The sequence below is a fragment of the Agrococcus sp. AC640b genome (assembly GCF_979255995.1).
This window is the reverse complement of record NZ_CEEDMM010000005.1, coordinates 50,477-69,886: the sequence shown is the minus strand read 5'-3', so window position 1 is coordinate 69,886 and position 19,410 is coordinate 50,477. Positions and strand designations below refer to the sequence as shown.

Genomic DNA, 19,410 nt, shown 5'->3' with positions numbered 1-19,410 from the left:
GGCTGAGGGCATGCACGAGGCGACCACCATCCGGGCCGGCGGCGATCGACGCCGCTGGCTCGCGATGATCCCGATGCTGCTGGGCATCCTCATCGGCGCCGTCACGATCAGCAGCGCCACGACCGCGCTGCCGTCGATGATCGTCGAGCTGCGGCTGACCCCCGTCGTCGCGACCTGGATCATCGACGCGTACCCGCTGGCGCTCGCCGTGTCGCTCGTCGTCGCCGCGCGCGCCGGCGACCGCTTCGGACGGCGCCGCGTCATGCTGCTGGGCTTGCTCGGCTTCGCCGCGTGCAGCCTGCTCGGCGGCCTCGCACCCGGCGGAGGCGTGCTCATCGCCGCGCGCGGGCTGCTCGGCGTCGCCGAGGCGCTCGTGATCGCCTCCGTCGTCGCCACGATCGGCGTGCAGTTCCGCGCGACGGAGCGGGTGCTCGCCTACGGTCTCTGGACGGCCACGTTCGGCGCCGGCAGCGCGTTCGGCCCCCTCGTGGGCGGCCTGCTCTCCGACGGCCCGGGCTGGCGCTGGATCATGCTCGGCGTCATCCCTGTCGCGGTGGTCGCCCTGGCGCTCTCGGCGTGGCTCGTCCCGGAGTCGCGCACGACCGCCGCGCCGGCCTGGGACGCCCGGAGCATCGCGCTCTCGGTCGCCGCGGTCGCCGGCATCGTCTTCGGGCTCCAGCACGCGGTGCTCGAGCCCATCGCATCCGCAGCGATCGGCGGGCTCGGCGTCGCGTCGCTGCTGCTGTTCGTCCGGCGACAGCGCCGCCTGCGCGATCCGCTCATCGACGTGTCCCTGTTCGCCAACGCACGGTTCTCCGTCGCGTACGTGCGCATCCTGGTCGCGACGGGCACGAGCTCGGCGACCGTCTACCTCGCGAGCCTCCACCTGCAGCAGGACCGTGGGCTGACGGCCGTCGAGGCGGGACTCACGCTGCTGCCCCACGCCGTGATGATCGTCGTCGGCGGCGTCCTCGCGCCGTGGACGCTGCGCGTGCTCTCCAGCAGCACCGCGACGGCGCTCGCGCTGCTGGCGCAAGCGGGCGGCCTCGCGTGGACGAGCCAGCAGCCCGAGAGCCTCGTCGCACCGCTGCTGCTCGTCGGGCTCGGGATGGGCGTCGTGGGCACGCTGGCGGCGACCGCGCTCTTCGACGTGACCACGGCCGAGCAGGCCGGGCAGGTGGGTGCGATCCAGGAGGTCGGGTTCGCGCTGGGAGCCGGGCTCGGCATCGCCGTCCTCGGCGCAGTCGCGGGAGCCCTCGCGGCCCAGGGATCGCTCGTGGCGTTCCTCACGGCGGCGGTCGCCGCCGCGGCGGCGGCCGTGCTCCCCGCGCTCGGCAGCCGGCGGCGGGGCACCGGCCCGCGCGGCGACCGCTCGGCGAGGCGCGCGACGACGAGCGTCGACGGCGGCTAGACGCGACCCGTGAGGATGCCGTGCCAGTACACCTGCGGCAGCACGTGGCGATCGAGCAGGTACCACGCGCGGTGCGCGCGCAGCTGGTCGAGGGCACGCACCGGCAGCGACCGGCGCAGCACGCCGCTGCGGTCGTACTCCGCGAACGACAGCCGCCCGCGACCCGTCGCCACCGGCGCGACCGTGGAGCCGTCGTAGCGCTCGAGCGGCTCGCCGGCGCGTGCGTGGCGGATGTTCTCCACGACGACGCGCGTCTGCGTGCGCAACGCGCCACCGGTGCGCCCGTCGCCGAGCGCCGCCCCGTCGCCGATCCCCCAGATGCGCGGATGCGTGCGGTGGCGCAGCGTCTCGGCGTCGACGTCGACGAAGCCGCCGGAGCCCGCGCCGTCCAGCCCCGAGGCGGCGACGAGCGGCGCCGCGACGTACGGCGGCAGCAGATGCAGCAGGTCGACGTGCAGCCTGCGCTCGCCGCCGGCGGCGGCCAGCACGACCTCGCCGTCGTCGATCGCGGCGACCCGCACGCCCGTGCGCACGTCGATGCCGTACGCGTCCAGGTGCCTGCGCCATTCCGCCTCGATCGCCGACACCGGGTGCAGCCGATCCTCGTCGTGCACGAGCACGACGTCGATCGCGTCGAGCACGCCCGTCCTGCGCCACAGGTCGCAGGCGAGCAGCAGCGGCTTGAGCGCCGTCTCGCGGCCGGAGGCGGGCTGGCCGTGCAGCGTGAACACCGCAGTGCCCCGCTCGAGCGTGCGGATGCGCTCCCATGCGCGAGCGAGCAGCGTCTCGTCGAACGTCGAGATCGCCGTGCCCTGCTGCAGCGCCGCGGCAGCGCCGGGGATGGCATCCCAGTCGAGCGCAGCACCGGGTGCGAGCACCACGTCGCCGCCTGCGACCTCGGTGCCGTCGGCGCACGTCACGACGCGCGTGACGGGGTCGATCGCCACCGCCGACGTGCGGTGCCACGTGACGCCGTCGGGGATGAGGCCCGCCTGGGGGCGCGTGAGCTCGGACGCGTCGGCGAGGCCGAGGCCGACGTAGTTCTGCAGCGGCTTGTACACGTGCCGCTCCGACGGCTCGATCACCCCGACGTCGCGACAGCCCCGCCGCCGCAGCCTCGCCGCGGTCGCGAGCCCGCCGTTGCCGGCACCGATCACCAGGACGTCGTGCCGATGCGTGGTCATTGCAGCCACGCTACGGCGGTGATGCAGGCGCGCGCGGGCCCTTGACGCGGCCCCTCACGGCAGCGCGTACCGGTCGACGTCGAGCGTGAGGAGGTCCTCGAGGTACCGGAGGTTCGCGCGCTCCGTCTCGACGCCCTCCGTGAGATGCCACGTGCCCCACTCGAGCCGCATGTAGGTCAGAGCGGTCGGCCACAGCGCCCTCTCGACGTCCGTCAGCCGCGGCGCGCGCTCCAGGTAGGCGGCGAGGAACGCGCGCCACTCCTCGCTCGACAGGGCTCGGCCTGCGCATCCTGCGTCCTCGAGCGGGAAGAGCAGCACGGCGAGGGCGAGGTCGAGGAGGCGGGGGGCGAGCGCGGCGTTCTCGAGGTCGAAGGCGAGCGCACCCTCGTCGTCGAACAGGAGGTTCGCGGCCCGATGGTCGAGGGAGACGGGCAGCAGCGGCAGCCGTGCGCCCCGAACGGCGTCGAGGGTCGCGCCGAAGTCGCGCAGCTCGGCGACCCACGGCGCGACGTCGGCGGTCGGCCAGTGCTCGGCTGCCGATGCACGCACCGCGTCGACGTCCTCGGCGATCGAGTCAGCGGCGGCGGTGCCCCACTCGAACGCGGGGAACCCGTCGATGGCGAGTGCGGCGGATGCGGCATGCAGCTCGCCGAGGAGCCTGGCCGCGGCGCGGAGGTCGTCGATGGAGCCTTCCCAGCCGCGGCCGTGCAGCCGCGGATACGCGACCCAGCGCTGCGTCCCGCGTTCGCCGTCGACCTCCACGTCGACCGCGACGGCAGGCAGCAGCGGCGCGACCGTGCGGATGCCGTGGGCGACGAGCGCACGCTGCCATGCCTCGAGCGCGTGCTGGCCCGAGCCCCAGGTGCGCTTCACGACGGCGGGCACGTCGCCGCCGTCTGCATGCACGCGGGCTCGCCACACGAGCGAGAAGGGGTGGAGGGAGTCGGCGTCGTCGAGCGTCAGCTGCTCGCCGAACGCATGCTGGACCATCGCGTGCACGCTCATGGTCTCCACCGTACGAGCGGCGGCGGCAGTCCGTCGAGGTCGGTCAGCGCGTCGGCCAGTGCCATCCGGGCGCGTCGAGCAGCCCCTCGCGGCCGGCGACGAGCGTCTCGCCGTCGTGCTTCTCGAGCTCGACGCGCGCCCCGCCGAGCGCATCGGCGAGCCGCTGCTGGTGCGTGACGACCACGATCTGCGTCGCCGCGGCGGCCTGCTGCACGAGCGCGACGAGCGGCTCGATCAGGTCGACGTGGAGGCTGCGCTCCGGCTCGTTCAGCACCACGAGGCTCGGCTTCTCGGCCGAGAGCAGCGCGGCGACCAGCAGCAGGTACTGCAGGGTGCCGTCCGAGAGCTCGGTCGCGGCGAGCGGCCGCAGCATGCCGGGCTGCTCGAGCGCGACGGTCATGCGCCCCTCTGCCATCGGCAGCAGCAGTCGCGACCCCGGGAACGCGCGGTCGATCGCGTCGTCGACCTCTCGCCTCCACCCCGCCTCGATCGCCGTCTGCAGCACCGCCGCGAGGTTCGCGCCGTCGTCGTCGAGGCGCACGGCGCGCGTCGCGACCTGCGGCTGCCTGGCAGGGGCCGACCGGTCGGTGCGAAGCGCATCGTGGAACCGCCAGCCGCGCAGCATGCGGCGAGCACCCGCGAGCTCCGCCGCCTCCTGGTGGCCCGCGAGCTCGTCGAGCACCGAGGCCCACGGATGCATGTTCGTGGCGAGGTGCTGCCAGCCGCCGTCGCCGCGCATCCGGGCGAGGCCGCGCGTGCGCTCGACGAGCACGCTCGCGGGTCTGGGATCGGCACCCGCGAACACGTGCTCCTGCTTGATCTCGGGGTCGAGGTCGAAGGCGCTTCGCTGCGCGACCGGGATGCCGAGGTCGATCGCGTAGCCCAGCTCGTCGGTCGCGACGCCGAGCCGCAGCGCGACGGGGCCCGAGCGAACGGTGCCCTGCACCGCTCGCCCACGACCGGAGCCCTGCTCGGGGCCGGCCCAGCGCACGGCGTCGAGGCCACCGACCGACGCGAGCGAGCCGATCACGCGCCCCTCGCCGCAGTCGGCCAGCAGACGCAGCGACCGATACAGGTTCGACTTGCCGCTGCCGTTGGCACCCGTCACGACCGTGAGCGGCTCGAGGTCGACGACGAGCGTGCGGATCGACCGGTACCCCTCGATCGCGAGCCTCGAGATCATGCGCCCAGCAGCCCCCGCACGTACGCCGCCTGCCCTGCGTGCTGGATGTCGTCGTCGGCGACGCTCACGAGCCGCACGCCGAGCGTGACCGGCGGATCCCACGCGTCGTCGACGACGCGGTCGAGGTCGGCCTCGACGAGGGTGTCGAGGTAGGCCGTCGTGCGCGCGTGCACGGCGTCGAAGTAGGCAAGCAGCGCCTGCGCGGACTCGGGTCGCACGCGGGCGACGGCGTCGGCGTCGTGGCCGTAGCCGGTGTCGTCCGCGTCGGGCTCGAGCCCGAAGGTCGCAGCCCACACCCCCGTCGCCCAGTGCTGGTCGTCGCCCGTGAGCTCGGAGACGTGATGGTCCTGCACGCGGGCGAGATGCCACACGAGCCAGCCGATGGTGTTCGCTCCCTCGACCGGCACGGCCGTGAGGTGCTCGGGCTCGAGGCCGTCGACGGCCCGGCGCACCTCGCCGGGGATGCGTCCGTAGAGCTCGTGCAGCAGTGCGATGGCGTCCATCACGCCTCCTTGTCGTCGGTGGTGCTCTCGTCGGCGCTGGTCTCGTCGACGCTGGTCTCGTCGGCGCTGCTCTCGTCGGCGCTGGGTGCCTCGTCGGCGAGCGCTCCCGGCCCCTCGGTGACGAGCAGGTGGAACTGCGCGGCGTCGAGGATGCGCAGCCCGAGCGCCTCGGCCTTGGTGAGCTTCGAGCCTGCACCCGGTCCTGCAGCGACGAAGTGGGTCTTCTTCGACACGCTCGAGGCGGCCTTGCCGCCTGCGGCCATGATGGCCTCCAGCGCCCCCTCGCGGGTGTAGCCCTCGAGCGAGCCCGTCGCGACGACCGTGAGGCCCGCGAGCACGCCGCCCGCAGCCGCTGCGGCGCCGGGACCGGGGTGGCCCGGCGTCGCGAAGCGCACGCCCGCGGCACGCCAGCGCTGCAGGATCTCCTGATGCCAGTCGACGGCGAGCCAGTCGATGAGCGCATCGGCGATGATCGGTCCGACGCCCTCGACCTCTGCGAGCTCGTCGCGCGTCGCGCGCTCGATGGCCTCGAGCGATCCGAACCAGCCAGCGAGGGCGCGTGCGGCGACGGGGCCGACGTGGCGGATGCTGAGGCTCACGAGCTGACGCCACAGGTCGGTGGTCTTGGCGCGCTCGAGCTCGGCGAGCAGCGTGAGCGCCTGCTTCGACGGCTGCGGGCCCTCGAGGCCCTGCTTGCGCTCGGCCGCCGTGGGATTGCGCTGGAACGGCGTGCGCCGGCTGATCTCGTCGGTCTTCGCGTCGCGCTTGGGCTCGCCCGTCTCGCCGTCGCGCACGACGACCTCGATGCCGAGAAGGTCGTCGATCGTGAGCTCGAAGAGCCCCGCCTCCGTCTCGAGCGGCGGCGTCGCGGGCACCTCGGGCTGCGTGAGCGCCGCGGCGGTGACCTCGCCGAGCGCCTCGACGTCGAGGGCTCCCCTGCTGCCGACGTGCTCGACGCGGCCGCGCACCTGGGCGGGGCACGAGCGCGCGTTGGGGCAACGCAGGTCGACGTCGCCCTCCTTCATGGGTCGCAGCTCGGTGCCGCAGTCGGGGCAGTGGCTCGGCATGACGAACGCCCGCTCGGTGCCGTCGCGCAGCTCTGCGACGGGGCCGAGCACCTCGGGGATGACGTCGCCGGCCTTGCGCAGCACGACGGTGTCGCCGATGAGGACGCCCTTCGCGACCACGACGTCCTGGTTGTGCAGGGTCGCCTGGCGCACGACGGAGCCCGAGACCGCGACGGGCTCCATGACGGCGAACGGCGTCGCCCGCCCGGTGCGGCCCACGCTCACGACGATGTCGATCAGGCGCGTGTGCACCTCCTCGGGCGGATACTTGTACGCGATGGCCCACCGCGGAGCGCGGCTCGTGGCGCCGAGCTCGTCGTGCAGCGCGAGCTCGTCGACCTTCACGACGACGCCGTCGATCTCGTGCTCCACCGCGTGGCGGTCGCGGCCGTGCTGCTCGACGAAGGCGACGACGCCGTCGACGTCGTCGACGACGCGTAGGTACGGGCTCGTCGGCAGACCCCACTCGGCGAGCAGGCCGTAGACCTCGGACTGGGATGCGACGGGCGGCTGCTCCCACGCGCCGATGCCGTGCACGTACAGCCGCAGCGCCTGCACGCGCGCGTCGCCAGCCTCGCGCTCGAGCCCGTCCTTCTTGTCGAGCTGCTGGCGCAGGCCTCCGCTCGCGGCGTTGCGCGGGTTCGCGAACGCCGGGAAGCGGCGCAGCGCGGAGTCGATCGCCTTCTGCTCGTCGAACTCGCCGCGGCTCGCCGCAGGGCGCGCCTCCCACCGCTCGCGCGTGATCGCGAGCTGGCGTGCACGCAGCCGCTCCTGCAAGGCGTTGAGCCGCTCGAACTCGGCCGAGGGGATGAAGACCTCGCCACGCACCTCGACGATGGGCGGATGCCCGGTGCCCGAGAGCTCGCGCGGGATGCCCGCGACGCGCAGCGCGTTCTCGGTCACGTCCTCGCCGACGCGGCCGTCGCCGCGCGTCGCAGCGGTGACGAGCCTGCCGTGCTCGTAGCGCAGCGCGATCGCGAGGCCGTCGATCTTCAGCTCGCACAGCCATGCGCCCTCGCGACCTGCGGAGGCGACGGTCTTGGCCGCCCACTCGCGCAGCTCCTCGACGGAGAAGACGTTGTCGAGGCTCAGCATGCGCTCGGCGTGCTCGACCGGGTCGAACAGCGCCGAGACGGCGCCGCCGACCGTCTGCGTCGGCGAGTCCTGCGACCGCAGCTCGGGATGCTCGCCCTCGAGCACCTCGAGCTCGTGCACGAGCGCGTCGTACTCGGCGTCGGCGAGCACCTGCGCGTCTCGCTGGTAGTAGGCCTCGCGCGCCTGCTCGATCTGCTCGCGAAGCTGCCGTGCGCGGTCGTTCGCCGCGTCGAGCGTCGTCGTCATGCACCCATCCTCTCCCGAACCGCCCACACGGCCCCGACTCGTCCGGCAGGCCGACCAGGCCCCGTCAGACGCCGGCGTGCGTCGCGGCGACCGTGCGGTCGATCGTGCACTGTCCCAGCACGCGCGTGCCGAGGTACAGCACGGCCGACTGGCCCGTCGCGACGCCCATCAGCGGCTGCTCGACGCGCACGACGAGCTCCTCGCCGACGAGCGTCGCCACGGCGGGCACGGGATCGGCGTGCGCACGGATCTGCACCTCGACGGCGAGGCCGCTCGCGAGCCCCGCGTGCCGCTCCCCCGCCCACGAGATGCGCGATCCTGCGAGCTCGACGACCGCGAGCGCCTCCCTCGGCCCCACGACGACCTCGCGCGTCGACGGCCGCACCTCGAGCACGAACCGCGGACGCCCGTCCGGGCTCGGCACCCCGATGCCGAGCCCGCGACGCTGACCGACCGTGTAGCCGTGCGCACCGGCGTGGCCGCCCACGACCGTGCCGTCGCGCTCGACGATCGAGCCCGGCGCATCCCCGAGCCGCTCGGAGAGGAAGCCGCGCGTGTCGCCGTCGGGGATGAAGCAGATGTCGTGGCTGTCGGGCTTGCTCGCGACCGTGAATCCGCGACGCTCGGCCTCGGCGCGCACCTCGGCCTTCGAGGGGGTGTCTGCGAGCGGGAACATGCAGTGCGCGAGCTGCTCGGTCGTGAGCACGCCGAGCACGTACGACTGGTCCTTCGCCCAGTCGGCGGCGCGGTGCAGCTCGGGCCCCGAGCCGCTCGTCTCGACGCGCGCGTAGTGGCCGGTGGCGACGCGGTCGAAGCCGAGGCCGATCGCGCGGTCGAGCAGCGCGGCGAACTTGATGCGCTCGTTGCAGCGCAGGCACGGGTTCGGGGTTCGGCCGGCGGCGTACTCGCCGAGGAAGTCGTCGACGACCTCCTCCTGGAACCGCTCCGAGAAGTCCCACACGTAGAAGGGGATGCCGAGTCGGTCGGCGACGCGGCGCGCATCCATCGCGTCCTCGACGGTGCAGCAGCCGCGCGACCCCGTGCGCAGCGTGCCCGCGTTGCGGTTGAGGGCGAGGTGCACGCCGACGACGTCGTGGCCGGCCTCGACGGCGCGCGCAGCCGCGACGGCGGAGTCGACGCCTCCCGACATCGCTGCGAGCACCTGCATGGGCTCCACGGTACCGAGCGATGCGCCCAGCCTTCGCCAGGCGACCGTGGTCGCTCGTGGTCGGGAGTGGTCGCTCGTCGCGACCACCCGTGACCAGTCAGCGGCGACGAGTGACCGGCGGGCTACGCCGACGCAGCCCGCGCGGTCGCGATCGCACCGGGCAGGGCTGCGCAGAGGGCATCGACGTCGTCGGACGTCGTCGTGCGGCCGAGCGAGATGCGCAGGGGTGCGAGGCGGCCGAGCCCCATCGCACGCAGCACGTGCGACGGCTCCTGCACGCCCGCCGTGCACGCCGAGCCGTTCGAGACGGCGAAGCCGAGGCGGTCGAGCGCGAAGACGATCGTCTCGGCCTCCGCATCGGCGATCGCGAGGTGCGCGATGTGCGGTGCGCGCGCATCCGCGGGCGCCGTCGCCAGGACGCCAGGCACCGCGACGCCAGCGGCGAGCACGCGGTCGCGCAGGGCAGCGAGGCGCGACGCCTCCGCGGGCAGCTCGTCGACGGCCTCCGCGATCGCGATCGAGGCGAGGTGCGCGCCGAGCACGTCCTGCGTGCCCGGGCGCAGCCCGCGCTGCTGGCCGCCACCGTGCGCGATCGGCGCGATCGGCGCGTCGCGGGCGACGAGCAGCACGCCGACCCCCACGGGGCCGCCGACCTTGTGCGCCGAGAGCCCGATCGTCGTCGCACCGCCCGCGCCGAGCCCGAGCGCCGCCGCCGACACCCGCACGTGCCCGAGCGCCTGCACGGCATCGACGTGCAGCGGCACGCCCGCCGAGCCTGCGAGGGCCGCGAGCACCGCGACGTCCTGCACCGTGCCGATCTCGTTCGACACCCACAGCGCCGTCGCGAGCGCCGCCCCGTGCAGCGCCTCGGCGAAGGCCGCGGCATCCACGACTGCGGTCGACGAGATCGGCACCCACCGCACCTCGCGGCCCGCCGCCGCGAGCGCCTCGGCCGTGTCGAGGGTCGCGTGGTGCTCGCCGTCCGGCACGACGATCGCGCCCGGCCGCGTGCGCGCGATGCCCTGCAGCGCGAGGTTCGTCGACTCCGTGCCGCCCGAGGTGAGCACGACCTCGGTCGGATGCGCGTCGAGGGCGGCTGCGATGCGCTCACGCGCCTCCTCGAGCAGTGCGGCGGCGCGCTGGCCAGCACGGTGCGTCGAGGCGGGGTTGGCGAGCACCGGCGCGTCGGCGAGCGCCGCGCGCACGCTGTCGCGCAACGGCGTCGTGGCAGCGTGGTCGAGGTACCGCATGGCGTCGCCTAGCCTATGGATGTGGATGGGTTCGTCGGCGACCTCGGTCTCCGAGCGACCGGGTCCGGGCACAGCCTGCGCGTGTGGTCGCGCAGCGCGAGTGCCATGGAGCTGCGCGTGTTCGACGCGGACGACCTCGATCTCGTCGCCCACCGCGTCCCGATGCGGCGCGGCGACGACGACGTGTGGAGCGTCGAGAGCGATCTGCTGCAGCCGGGCACGGCGTACGCGGTGGGCGTCGACGGCCCCACGGGCCCCACGCATCGCTTCGACGCGAGCAGGCACGCGCTGCCGCCGCACGCGAAGGGCATCCAGCGCACGCGCACCGGCGAGCACCGTGCGACGGTCATCGACTCGACGTTCGACTGGGGCGACTCGACACGGCCCATGACGCCGCTCGACGAGACGGTCATCTACGAGGCCCACGTCAAGGGCCTCACGAGCCTGTCGCCGCACATGCCGCCGGAGCTGCGCGGCACGTACGCGGGCCTGGCGCATCCGAGCACCATCGCGTACCTCAAGGACCTCGGGGTCACGGCGGTGCAGCTGCTGCCCATCCACTACTTCCTCTCCGAGCAGCGGCTGCTCGAGCAGGGGCGCGTGAACTACTGGGGCTACAACACGCTCTCGTGGCTCACGCCGCATGGCGACTACGCCTCGCGAGCCAACCGCCTCGACGGCACGGGCGGCGTGCTGCGCGAGGTGAAGGGCATGGTGCGGCTGCTGCACGAGGCGGGCCTCGAGGTGTACCTCGACGTCGTGTACAACCACTCGGCGGAGGAGGGCCCGGGCGGCCCGCCTGCGAGCCTGCGCCTCATCGACGACGCGTCGTACTACCGCCAGACCGAGCACGGCGACTACGTCGACGTCACCGGATGCGGCAACACGGTCGACTTCTCGCTGCCGGCCGCGCAGGCGCTCGTCATGGACAGCCTGCGCTACTGGGCGCACGACGTGCAGATCGACGGCTTCCGCTTCGACCTCGCCGTGACGCTCGGCCGTGGCGACGACGCGTCGTTCTCCCCCGACCATCCGCTGCTGCGGGCGATCGCGACGGACCCCGAGCTGCGTGGCGTGAAGATGATCGCGGAGCCGTGGGACGTGGGGATGGGCGGCTGGCAGGTCGGGCAGTTCGGCGACGGCTGGAGCGAGTGGAACGACGGCTACCGCGATCGCGTCCGACAGTTCTGGCTCGGCGACTACCGCAGGCTGCGGCACGGCGAGCCGGCGACGACGTCGGTCGGCCCGATCGCGCACGCCATGTCCGGCAGCCAGGGCTCGTTCACCGGCCGCCGCGGCCCGCTCGCGAGCGTCAACCTCGTGACGGCGCACGACGGCTTCACCCTCACCGACCTCGTCCGCTACGACGAGAAGCACAACCTCGCCAACGGCGAGGACAACCGCGACGGCACGAGCGACAACCGCTCGTACAACCACGGCGTCGAGGGCAGGACGGAGGAGCTCGCCGTGCAGCTCGACCGCAGGCGGTCGATGCGCAACGTGCTCGGCACCCTGCTGACGTCGGCCGGCATCCCCATGCTCACCGCCGGCGACGAGTTCGGGCGCACGCAGCGCGGCAACAACAACGCCTACTGCATCGACTCGGCGCTCACGTGGATGCCGTGGGTGCGCAAGCCGTGGCAGGACGAGTTCCTCGAGCAGACGCGCAGGCTCATCCGCCTCCGCCGCGAGCATCCTGCGCTGCGCCCCCTCGAGTTCGGCCGCGACGACCTGCGGGTCGCCGGCTCGAGCCGCATGGAGTGGTTCAACGCGTTCGGCGCACCCATGACGATCGAGGACTGGGAGCACGCGCACGACCGCACGCTGCAGTACATGTGCGAGTCGACGCCGATCGACGAGCCGTACTCTCGCGTGCTCGTCGTGCTGCACGGCTCGCCGCGCGACGCCGACGTCACGCTGCCGAACGCCGACGGCGTCGAGGGCTTCGCGCTGCTGTGGTCGAGCGCGGACGACCGGCACGACGGCGAGGTGCGCCTGCCTGGCGACACCGTGACGGTGCAGCCGATGAGCCTGCGCGTGTACCGCGTCGACGGCGTGCCGGAGGCGGGGGTGCCGGAGGCTGAGATCGTCGTGATGCGCTCGCGCTCGACGCCGCCTCCTCCCCCGCCGCCGACCGTGGGCTGACGCGGGCCGTCGCGCTCGGTGCGCCTCAGCCGGCGACGGCCACGAGCCCGAGCTCCGCCGCCGACGCGAGGTGCGGATGCGTCGGCACGACGCGCACGCCGTACCCGAACGTGCCGGCGCGCGTGGCAGGCAGCGTCGCCGCGAACCGATGCGCGGACGCCGACGCACCCTCGTGCTCGAGCGCGGAGACGTGCGTGTCGTGCAGATCGCCCGCCTCGCTCATCCGCCCGGCCACGACCTCGACGCACACATCCTCTGGCGAGAGGGACCCGAGCTCGACGAAGACGCGCACGTCGATCGCGTCGCCCACGACGGGCGTGCGGTCGACGCCGTCGATCTCGACGTGCAGCACGCGCACGGCGTCGAAGCCGGCGCGCACGCGCGTCACCCACGCGGCGAGCTCCTTCGCAGGCGCGTGGCCGTCTGCGACGATGGCGCGCTCGGCGACCGCCGCGGGCGCGTAGAGGTCGCGCACGTACTGCTGCAGCATGCGCTCGGCGCTCAGCGCGGGGCTGAGGGTCTCGAGCGTGTGCCGGATGGAGGCGATCCACGCGTGCGGCAGGCCGCTTTCGTCGCGGTCGTAGAAGCGCGGCGCCACCTGATGCTCGACGAGGTCGTAGAGCGCGGTCGCCTCGAGCGCGTCGCGCGTGGCAGCGTCGACGTGCTCGTTGGCGGACGGGATCGCCCAGCCGTTCTGCTCGTCGTGGTGCTCCTCCCACCAGCCGTCGAGGATCGACAGGTTGAGGGATCCGTTGAGCGCGGCCTTCATGCCGCTCGTGCCGCACGCCTCGAGCGGCCGCAGGGGGTTGTTGAGCCACACGTCGCAGCCGGGGTAGAGGGACTTCGCCATCGAGATGTCGTAGTCCTCGAGGAACACGATGCGCTCGCGCACCGCGGGGTCCTGCGCGAACCGCACGAGCTCCTGGATGAGCTGCTTGCCCTGCTCGTCCGCCGGGTGCGACTTGCCTGCGATGACGAGCTGCACCGGCCGCTCGGGATGCGTCAGCAGCGCGCGCAGCCGCTCGCGGTCGTGCAGCATGAGGGTGAGCCGCTTGTACGTGGGCACGCGGCGCGCGAAGCCGATCGTCAGCACGTCGGGGTCGAGGAGCCGGTCGATCCATGCCGGCGCAGCACCCTGGTTGCGCTCGTGCTGCGCGCGCGTGCGCCTGCGCGCCTCGTCGACGAGGTGCGCGCGCATGTCGCGGCGCGCGGCCCAGAGCATGTCGTCGCCGAGCACCTCCGAGCCCCAGTCGGCCCTGGTGGTGTCGGCGGCGCCGAGCACCTCCGACGCGAGGCGCTTGAGGTGCGGCGAGGTCCACGTCGCGGCGTGCACGCCGTTCGTGACGGATCCGATGGGCACGTCGTCGGCGTCGAATCCCGGCCACAGCGCGCCGAACATCTGCCTCGACACGCTGCCGTGGAGACGCGAGACGCCGTTCGCGCGCTGCGCGAGGGCGAAGCCGAGCCTCGCCATGTTGAACACGCTCGCGTCGTCCTCGGCTCCCAGACGCAGCACGTCGTCGGCATCGATGCCCGGCACGAGGTCGCCGGCTGCGAAGTGGTCGCGCACGAGCGAGGCGTCGAAGCGGTCGATGCCGGCCGGCACGGGCGTGTGGGTCGTGAACACGGTGCCTGCGCGCACGACGCGCAGCGCCTCGTCGAACGAGAGCCCCTCGGCGACGAGCGTGCCGATGCGCTCGAGCCCGAGGAATCCCGCGTGCCCCTCGTTCGAGTGGTACACCTCCGGCATCGCACCGCCGGTGCGCTGCGCGTACGCGGCGAGCGCGCGCACGCCGCCGATGCCCAGCAGCAGCTCCTGCACGAGCCGGTGCTCGCCGCCGCCGCCGTAGAGCCGGTCTGCGACGCCGCGCAGCTCCTCGCCGTTCTCGCGCACGTTCGTGTCGAGCAGCAGCAGCGGCACGCGGCCGACGCGCGCCTCCCAGATGCGGGCGTGCAGCGTGCGTCCGCCTGGCAGCGCGAGGGTCACGAGCACGGGGGCGCCGTCGTCGTCGCGCAGCACCGTGAGCGGCAGGCCGTCGGGGTCGAGCACGGGATACGACTCCTGCTGCCAGCCCTCGCTGGAGATCGCCTGCCGGAAGTAGCCCGCCTGGTAGAACAGGCCCACGCCGACGATGGGGATGCCGAGGTCGCTCGCGGCCTTGAGGTGGTCGCCTGCGAGGATGCCGAGCCCTCCCGAGTACTGCGGCAGGGCGCTCGTGATGCCGAACTCGGGCGAGAAGTACCCGATGGAGCGCGGCGCACCCTCGAGCGACTGGTACCAGCGCGCCTGCGCGAGGTAGTCGTCGAGATCCTCCGCGAGCGCGTGGACGCGGGCGACGAAGCCCTCGTCTGCCGCGAGCTCGGCGATGCGATCCTGCCCGATGCGGCCGAGCAGCTGGATCGGATCGTGGCCGGCGCCCCGCCACGCGTCGAGCGAGACCTCGCGGAACAGCTCGCGGGTGGGCTCGTGCCACGACCATCGCAGGTTCGTCGCGAGCGCCTCGAGGGGGCGCAGCGACTCCGGCAGCGACGATCGGACGGTGAACGTGCGGATGGCCTTCACGAGGGCAGCGTAGCGAGCACGACGCGCGCAGGCAGCCCTCGACGTCGCGGATAGCACAGGGAGCCGCCGTACCCGCAATCCCCCTGTCCGCCGTCGGCGCGCGCCCGTCCCTTCGGTAGCGTGGGGCCCGTGGCGAAGGAGAAGCGCCGAGGCGCGTTCACCAGGAAGCAGCAGGAGCAGACGGCCGCGCCGTCGGAGGCGGTGACGCCTGCGGCGGAGCCGCAGGAGCCTGCCGCTCCTCCGAGCGCGCCGTCGGCCGAGGGCGAGGTGGCGGGCTCGCACGAGCCGCCCGCGCTCGTCGAGCCGCCGACGGCTCCGACGCTGGGCCTGCGCCGTCCGTCGCCGCGCCCCGCAGCGGGTGCCACGAGCGACGCGCCGCCCTCCGCCCCCGCTGCCCCTCGCCCTGCGGCGTCCGCGACGACGGCGGCCCCGGCTGCGCCCGCGGATCCGCGCGCGCAGACCACGACCGGCCGCATCCCCGTGCGCGACCTGTTCCCCGTCATCCCCGGCTCCCCGCATCCTGCGAAGGCCGTCGTGGGCGAGGTCGTGCCGTTCTCGGCGACGGTGTTCCGAGAGGGCCACGACCAGGTCGGCGCGACCCTCGTGCTCACGGCCCCCTCCGGCGCCGTGCACCGCGAGCGCATGCGGCTCGTCGCGCCCGGCACCGACCGCTACTCCGCGCTCGCCGCGATCGACGAGCAGGGCGCGTGGTCGTGGCACGTCGAAGGCTGGAGCGACGACTGGGGCACGTGGCTGCACGACGCCGAGATCAAGATCGGCGCGGGCATCGACGTCGAGCTCATGCTCGAGATCGGCGCACGCCTGCTCGAGCGCGCGATCGCCGACGCGTCGGCGCCGTCGAGCCTCGCCGCGATCGCGGCCGTGCTGCGGCAGAGCGAGCTCCCCGCCGACGAGCGCTGGCGCGCCGCGACGACGCAGGAGGTGCGCGACCTCCTCGAGGCGCACCCGCCGCGCGCGCTCGTGTCCACCTCCGACGACGTGCCGCTCAAGGTCGAGCGCACGCGCGCGCTCGTGGGCTCGTGGTACGAGTTCTTCCCCCGCTCCGAGGGTGCGGTGCGCACCGAGGACGGTTGGATCTCGGGCACGTTCCGCACCGCGCAGGAGCGTCTGCCCGGCGTCGCCGCCATGGGCTTCGACGTGCTCTACCTGCCGCCGATCCACCCCATCGGCGAGGTGAACAGGAAGGGCCCGAACAACACGCTCACGCCCGGCCCCGGCGATCCCGGCAGCCCCTGGGCGATCGGCTCGCGCCACGGCGGCCACGACGCCGTCCACCCCGACCTCGGCACGATCGACGACCTTCGCGAGTTCGTCGCGGAGGCGGGCCGTCACGGTCTCGAGGTCGCGCTCGACTTCGCGTTGCAGTGCGCCCCCGACCACCCGTGGGTCACCGAGCACCCCGAGTGGTTCACGCACCTGCCGGACGGCACGATCGCGTTCGCCGAGAATCCGCCGAAGAAGTACCAGGACATCTACCCGGTCAACTTCGACAACGATCCCGCCGGCATCTGCGCCGAGACGGTGCGGCTGCTCGAGCAGTGGATCGACTGCGGCGTGCAGATCTTCCGCGTCGACAACCCGCACACGAAGCCCGTGTGGTTCTGGGAGTGGGTCATCGCCACGGTGACCGACCGGCATCCCGACGTCATGTTCCACGCAGAGGCGTTCACGCGACCCGCGATGATGCAGACGCTCGCGCAGGTCGGCTTCCAGCAGTCGGTGACGTACTACGCGTGGCGCAACTCGAAGGAGGAGCTCAGCGAGTACCTCGCGGAGGTCTCCGGCGAGCAGGCGGCGTGGTTCCGACCGAACTTCTGGACGAACACGCCCGACATCCTGACCGAGTTCCTGCAGTTCGGCGGGGTGCCTGCGTACAAGATCCGCGCCGCCATCGCTGCGACGGCCGTGCCGTCGTGGGCGGTGTACGCGGGCTACGAGCTCATCGAGGACGTCGCGAGGCCGGGCTCCGAGGAGAACGTCGACAACGAGAAGTACGAGTACAAGGACCGCGACTGGGCCCGCGCCGAGCGCATGGGCGCGTCGATCGCGCCGTACCTCACGCGGCTCAACCGCATCCGCCGCGAGCACCCTGCGCTGCAGCAGCTGCGCAACCTCACGGTGCACTGGAGCGACGACGACGCCATGCTCGTCTACTCGAAGCACCTCGACGGCCGCTTCACCCCCTCCGGTCGCCCCGACACGATCCTCGTGGTCGCCAACGTCGACCCGCATTCGGTGCGGCAGACGATGGTGCACCTCGACCTCGCCGCCCTGGGCCTCGAGCCCGGCTCGACGATCGAGGTCCACGACCTCGTGACCGACCAGGTCTGGCAGTGGGGCGACGACGCGTTCGTGCGCCTCGACGCCTTCGTCGAGCCCGTCCACATCCTGCACGTGAGGCACCCATGACGACGATCGACGACGCGACGCTCGAGCGGCTCGCGACCGGCACGCACCCGACCCCCCACGATCTGCTGGGCGCGCATCCCGACGGCGACGACCACGTCGTCCGCGTCGTGCGCAGGCTCGCACGCAGCGTCGAGGCCCTGCACGATGCTGGCGAGCCCACCGCGCTCGCCCATGTCGGCCACGGCGTGTGGGAGGGCAGCGTGCCAGGACCCGTCGCCCCCTACCGGGTGCGGGCGACGTACGACGACGGCGTGCCGCACGAGGCCGAGGACCCGTACCGGTTCTGGCCGACGGTCGGCGAGCTCGACGCGCACCTCTGGCACGAGGGCAGGCACGAGCAGGCCTGGGAGGTGCTGGGCAGCCATGTCCGCGAGCATCAGGGCGTCGAGGGCACCTCGTTCGCCGTGTGGGCGCCGAACGCGCGTGCCGCGCGCGTGCTCGGCGACTGGAACGGCTGGGACGGCACCGATCACGCGATGCGCTCGATGGGCGTCAGCGGCATCTGGGAGCTCTTCGTGCCCGGCGTCGGCGCAGGCGACGCGTACAAGTACGAGCTGCTGACGGCCGACGGCTGGGTGCGTCGCGCCGACCCGTTCGCGCAGTTCACCGAGGTGCCGCCTGCGACGGCGTCGAAGACGGGCGTGTCGCAGTTCGAGTGGAGCGACGACGAGTGGATGCGCGCCCGCGCGCAGTCCGACCCGCACCAGGGACCCATGTCGGTGTACGAGATGCACTTCGGCTCGTGGCGGCCCGGGCTCTCGTACCGTGAGATGGCCGATCCGCTCATCGCCTACCTCGACGAGACGGGCTTCACGCACGTCGAGTTCATGCCGCTCGCCGAGCACCCCTTCGGCGGCTCGTGGGGCTACCAGGTCACCGGCTACTACGCGGCGACGAGCAGGTTCGGGCATCCCGACGACCTGCGCTACCTCATCGACCGCCTCCACGGCGCCGGCTACGGCGTCATCATGGACTGGGTGCCCGCCCACTTCCCGAAGGACGAGTGGGCGCTCGCGCGCTTCGACGGCACGCCGCTGTTCGAGCACGGCGACCCCCGCCGCGGCGAGCAGCTCGACTGGGGCACGAACGTGTTCGACTTCGGTCGCAGCGAGGTGCGGGGCTTCCTCGTCGCGAATGCCGTGTACTGGCTCGAGCAGTTCCACATCGACGGGCTGCGCGTCGACGCCGTCGCATCGATGCTGTACCTCGACTACTCGCGCGCCGACGGGCAGTGGCTCCCGAACGTGCACGGCGGACGCGAGAACCTCGAGGCGATCTCGCTGCTGCAGGAGGTCAACGCGACCGCGTATCGCCGCTGCCCCGGCATCGTCATGATCGCCGAGGAGTCCACGTCGTGGCCCGGCGTCACGCGACCGACGGACCAGGGCGGGCTCGGCTTCGGCATGAAGTGGAACATGGGCTGGATGCACGACACGCTCCGGTACATGCAGGTCGATCCGATGCACCGGTCGCACCACCACCACGACATCACGTTCGCGTTCCTCTACGCGTTCTCGGAGGCGTTCACGCTGCCCATCAGCCACGACGAGGTCGTGCACGGCAAGGGCTCGCTGCTTGGCAAGATGCCAGGCGACCACTGGCAGCAGCTCGCGTCGGTGCGCGCGTACCTCACGTTCATGTGGGCGCATCCGGGCAAGCAGCTGCTCTTCATGGGGCAGGAGTTCGGCCAGCCCAGCGAGTGGAGCGAGGCTCGGGGCCTCGACTGGTGGATCCTCGACCAGCCTGCCCACCAGGGTCTGCTGCGTCTCGTCGGTCGCCTCAACCGCGTGTACCGCGAGCAGGAGGCGCTGTGGGGTCGCGACTCCGAGCCTGCGGGCTTCGAGTGGATCGACGGCGGCAACTCGTCGGACAACGTGGTCGCGTTCCTGCGCTGGGGGCACGACGGCAGGCCGGTCGCGGCGATCCACAACTTCTCGGGCCGCCCGGTGCACGACTACCGCATCGGCCTGCCCGAGTCGGGTCCGTGGACGGAGCTCGTGAACTCGGATGCGTCGGAGTACGGCGGCTCGGGCGTCGGCAACCTCGGCACGGTGCACGCCTCCGACGAGGCGTTCGGCGGGCGACCCGCGTCGGCGACGCTCACGATCCCGCCGCTGGCAGGGCTGCTGCTCACGCCGCAGCGCTGAGCGACGTGCGAAG

The 19,410-nt window shown here is 73.1% G+C and carries 12 protein-coding genes; 4 read left to right on the top strand and 8 right to left on the bottom strand.

The window, feature by feature from the left end; translation table 11 throughout:
* Nucleotides 1-10 precede the first annotated feature (10 nt).
* On the top strand, nucleotides 11-1,411 hold the full coding sequence (locus ACZ6H8_RS03310) for an MFS transporter (protein ID WP_464144425.1): 1,401 nt from the start codon (nucleotides 11-13) through the stop codon (nucleotides 1,409-1,411).
* Here ACZ6H8_RS03310 and ACZ6H8_RS03305 read toward each other — a convergent pair.
* From ACZ6H8_RS03305 to ACZ6H8_RS03275, 7 genes are all read right to left on the bottom strand, one after another.
* Entirely contained in the window at nucleotides 1,408-2,595 is a 1,188-nt protein-coding gene (locus ACZ6H8_RS03305) for an NAD(P)/FAD-dependent oxidoreductase (protein ID WP_464144423.1), read from the bottom strand. The two genes, ACZ6H8_RS03310 and ACZ6H8_RS03305, sit on opposite strands and share 4 nt — an antisense overlap.
* Nucleotides 2,596-2,649: 54 nt before the next feature.
* A complete protein-coding gene (locus ACZ6H8_RS03300; RefSeq protein ID WP_464144420.1) occupies nucleotides 2,650-3,600 on the bottom strand; it encodes a phosphotransferase enzyme family protein in 951 nt (316 codons plus the stop codon).
* Nucleotides 3,601-3,643: 43 nt separating this feature from the next.
* Entirely contained in the window at nucleotides 3,644-4,783 is a 1,140-nt protein-coding gene (locus tag ACZ6H8_RS03295) for an AAA family ATPase (protein WP_464144418.1), read from the bottom strand.
* On the bottom strand, nucleotides 4,780-5,286 hold the full coding sequence (locus ACZ6H8_RS03290) for a mycothiol transferase (protein ID WP_464144416.1): 507 nt from the start codon (nucleotides 5,284-5,286) through the stop codon (nucleotides 4,780-4,782). Before ACZ6H8_RS03290 ends, ACZ6H8_RS03295 begins: the two co-directional genes overlap by 4 nt.
* Nucleotides 5,286-7,694, bottom strand: a complete 2,409-nt coding sequence (ligA, locus tag ACZ6H8_RS03285) for an NAD-dependent DNA ligase LigA (protein WP_464144415.1) — start codon at nucleotides 7,692-7,694, stop codon at nucleotides 5,286-5,288. The genes ACZ6H8_RS03290 and ligA overlap by 1 nt, the downstream gene beginning before the upstream one ends.
* Nucleotides 7,695-7,758: 64 nt before the next feature.
* A complete protein-coding gene (gene mnmA / locus ACZ6H8_RS03280; protein ID WP_464144413.1) occupies nucleotides 7,759-8,862 on the bottom strand; it encodes a tRNA 2-thiouridine(34) synthase MnmA in 1,104 nt (367 codons plus the stop codon).
* Between the two features lie 122 nt (nucleotides 8,863-8,984).
* Nucleotides 8,985-10,112, bottom strand: a complete 1,128-nt coding sequence (locus ACZ6H8_RS03275) for a cysteine desulfurase family protein (protein ID WP_464144411.1) — start codon at nucleotides 10,110-10,112, stop codon at nucleotides 8,985-8,987.
* A gap of 15 nt (nucleotides 10,113-10,127) precedes the next feature.
* Here ACZ6H8_RS03275 and glgX point away from each other — a divergent pair, with 15 nt between their 5' ends.
* On the top strand, nucleotides 10,128-12,257 hold the full coding sequence (glgX, locus tag ACZ6H8_RS03270; protein WP_464144409.1) for a glycogen debranching protein GlgX: 2,130 nt from the start codon (nucleotides 10,128-10,130) through the stop codon (nucleotides 12,255-12,257).
* Between the two features lie 25 nt (nucleotides 12,258-12,282).
* On the opposite strand, the gene glgP is transcribed toward glgX, so the two are convergent.
* Entirely contained in the window at nucleotides 12,283-14,820 is a 2,538-nt protein-coding gene (glgP, locus tag ACZ6H8_RS03265; RefSeq protein ID WP_464144407.1) for an alpha-glucan family phosphorylase, read from the bottom strand.
* Between the two features lie 129 nt (nucleotides 14,821-14,949).
* Between glgP and ACZ6H8_RS03260 the strand changes: the two genes are divergently transcribed.
* Nucleotides 14,950-17,250: an alpha-1,4-glucan--maltose-1-phosphate maltosyltransferase gene (locus ACZ6H8_RS03260; protein WP_464144405.1), complete on the top strand. Its 2,301-nt coding sequence runs from the start codon at nucleotides 14,950-14,952 to the stop codon at nucleotides 17,248-17,250.
* Nucleotides 17,247-19,397, top strand: a complete 2,151-nt coding sequence (gene glgB / locus ACZ6H8_RS03255) for a 1,4-alpha-glucan branching protein GlgB (protein ID WP_464144404.1) — start codon at nucleotides 17,247-17,249, stop codon at nucleotides 19,395-19,397. The genes ACZ6H8_RS03260 and glgB overlap by 4 nt, the downstream gene beginning before the upstream one ends.
* The last annotated feature ends 13 nt before the right edge of the window (nucleotides 19,398-19,410 follow it).

Coding starts and splice junctions, on each gene's coding strand:
- ACZ6H8_RS03300 (WP_464144420.1), bottom strand. CDS start 3,600: ATGAGCGTGCACGCGATGGTCCAGCATGCGTTCGGCGAGCAGCTGACG.
- ACZ6H8_RS03290 (WP_464144416.1), bottom strand. CDS start 5,286: ATGGACGCCATCGCACTGCTGCACGAGCTCTACGGACGCATCCCCGGC.
- ACZ6H8_RS03275 (WP_464144411.1), bottom strand. CDS start 10,112: ATGCGGTACCTCGACCACGCTGCCACGACGCCGTTGCGCGACAGCGTG.
- mnmA (WP_464144413.1), bottom strand. CDS start 8,862: ATGCAGGTGCTCGCAGCGATGTCGGGAGGCGTCGACTCCGCCGTCGCG.
- ACZ6H8_RS03310 (WP_464144425.1), top strand. CDS start 11: ATGCACGAGGCGACCACCATCCGGGCCGGCGGCGATCGACGCCGCTGG.
- glgB (WP_464144404.1), top strand. CDS start 17,247: ATGACGACGATCGACGACGCGACGCTCGAGCGGCTCGCGACCGGCACG.
- ACZ6H8_RS03295 (WP_464144418.1), bottom strand. CDS start 4,783: ATGATCTCGAGGCTCGCGATCGAGGGGTACCGGTCGATCCGCACGCTC.
- ACZ6H8_RS03305 (WP_464144423.1), bottom strand. CDS start 2,595: ATGACCACGCATCGGCACGACGTCCTGGTGATCGGTGCCGGCAACGGC.
- glgX (WP_464144409.1), top strand. CDS start 10,128: ATGGATGTGGATGGGTTCGTCGGCGACCTCGGTCTCCGAGCGACCGGG.
- ligA (WP_464144415.1), bottom strand. CDS start 7,694: ATGACGACGACGCTCGACGCGGCGAACGACCGCGCACGGCAGCTTCGC.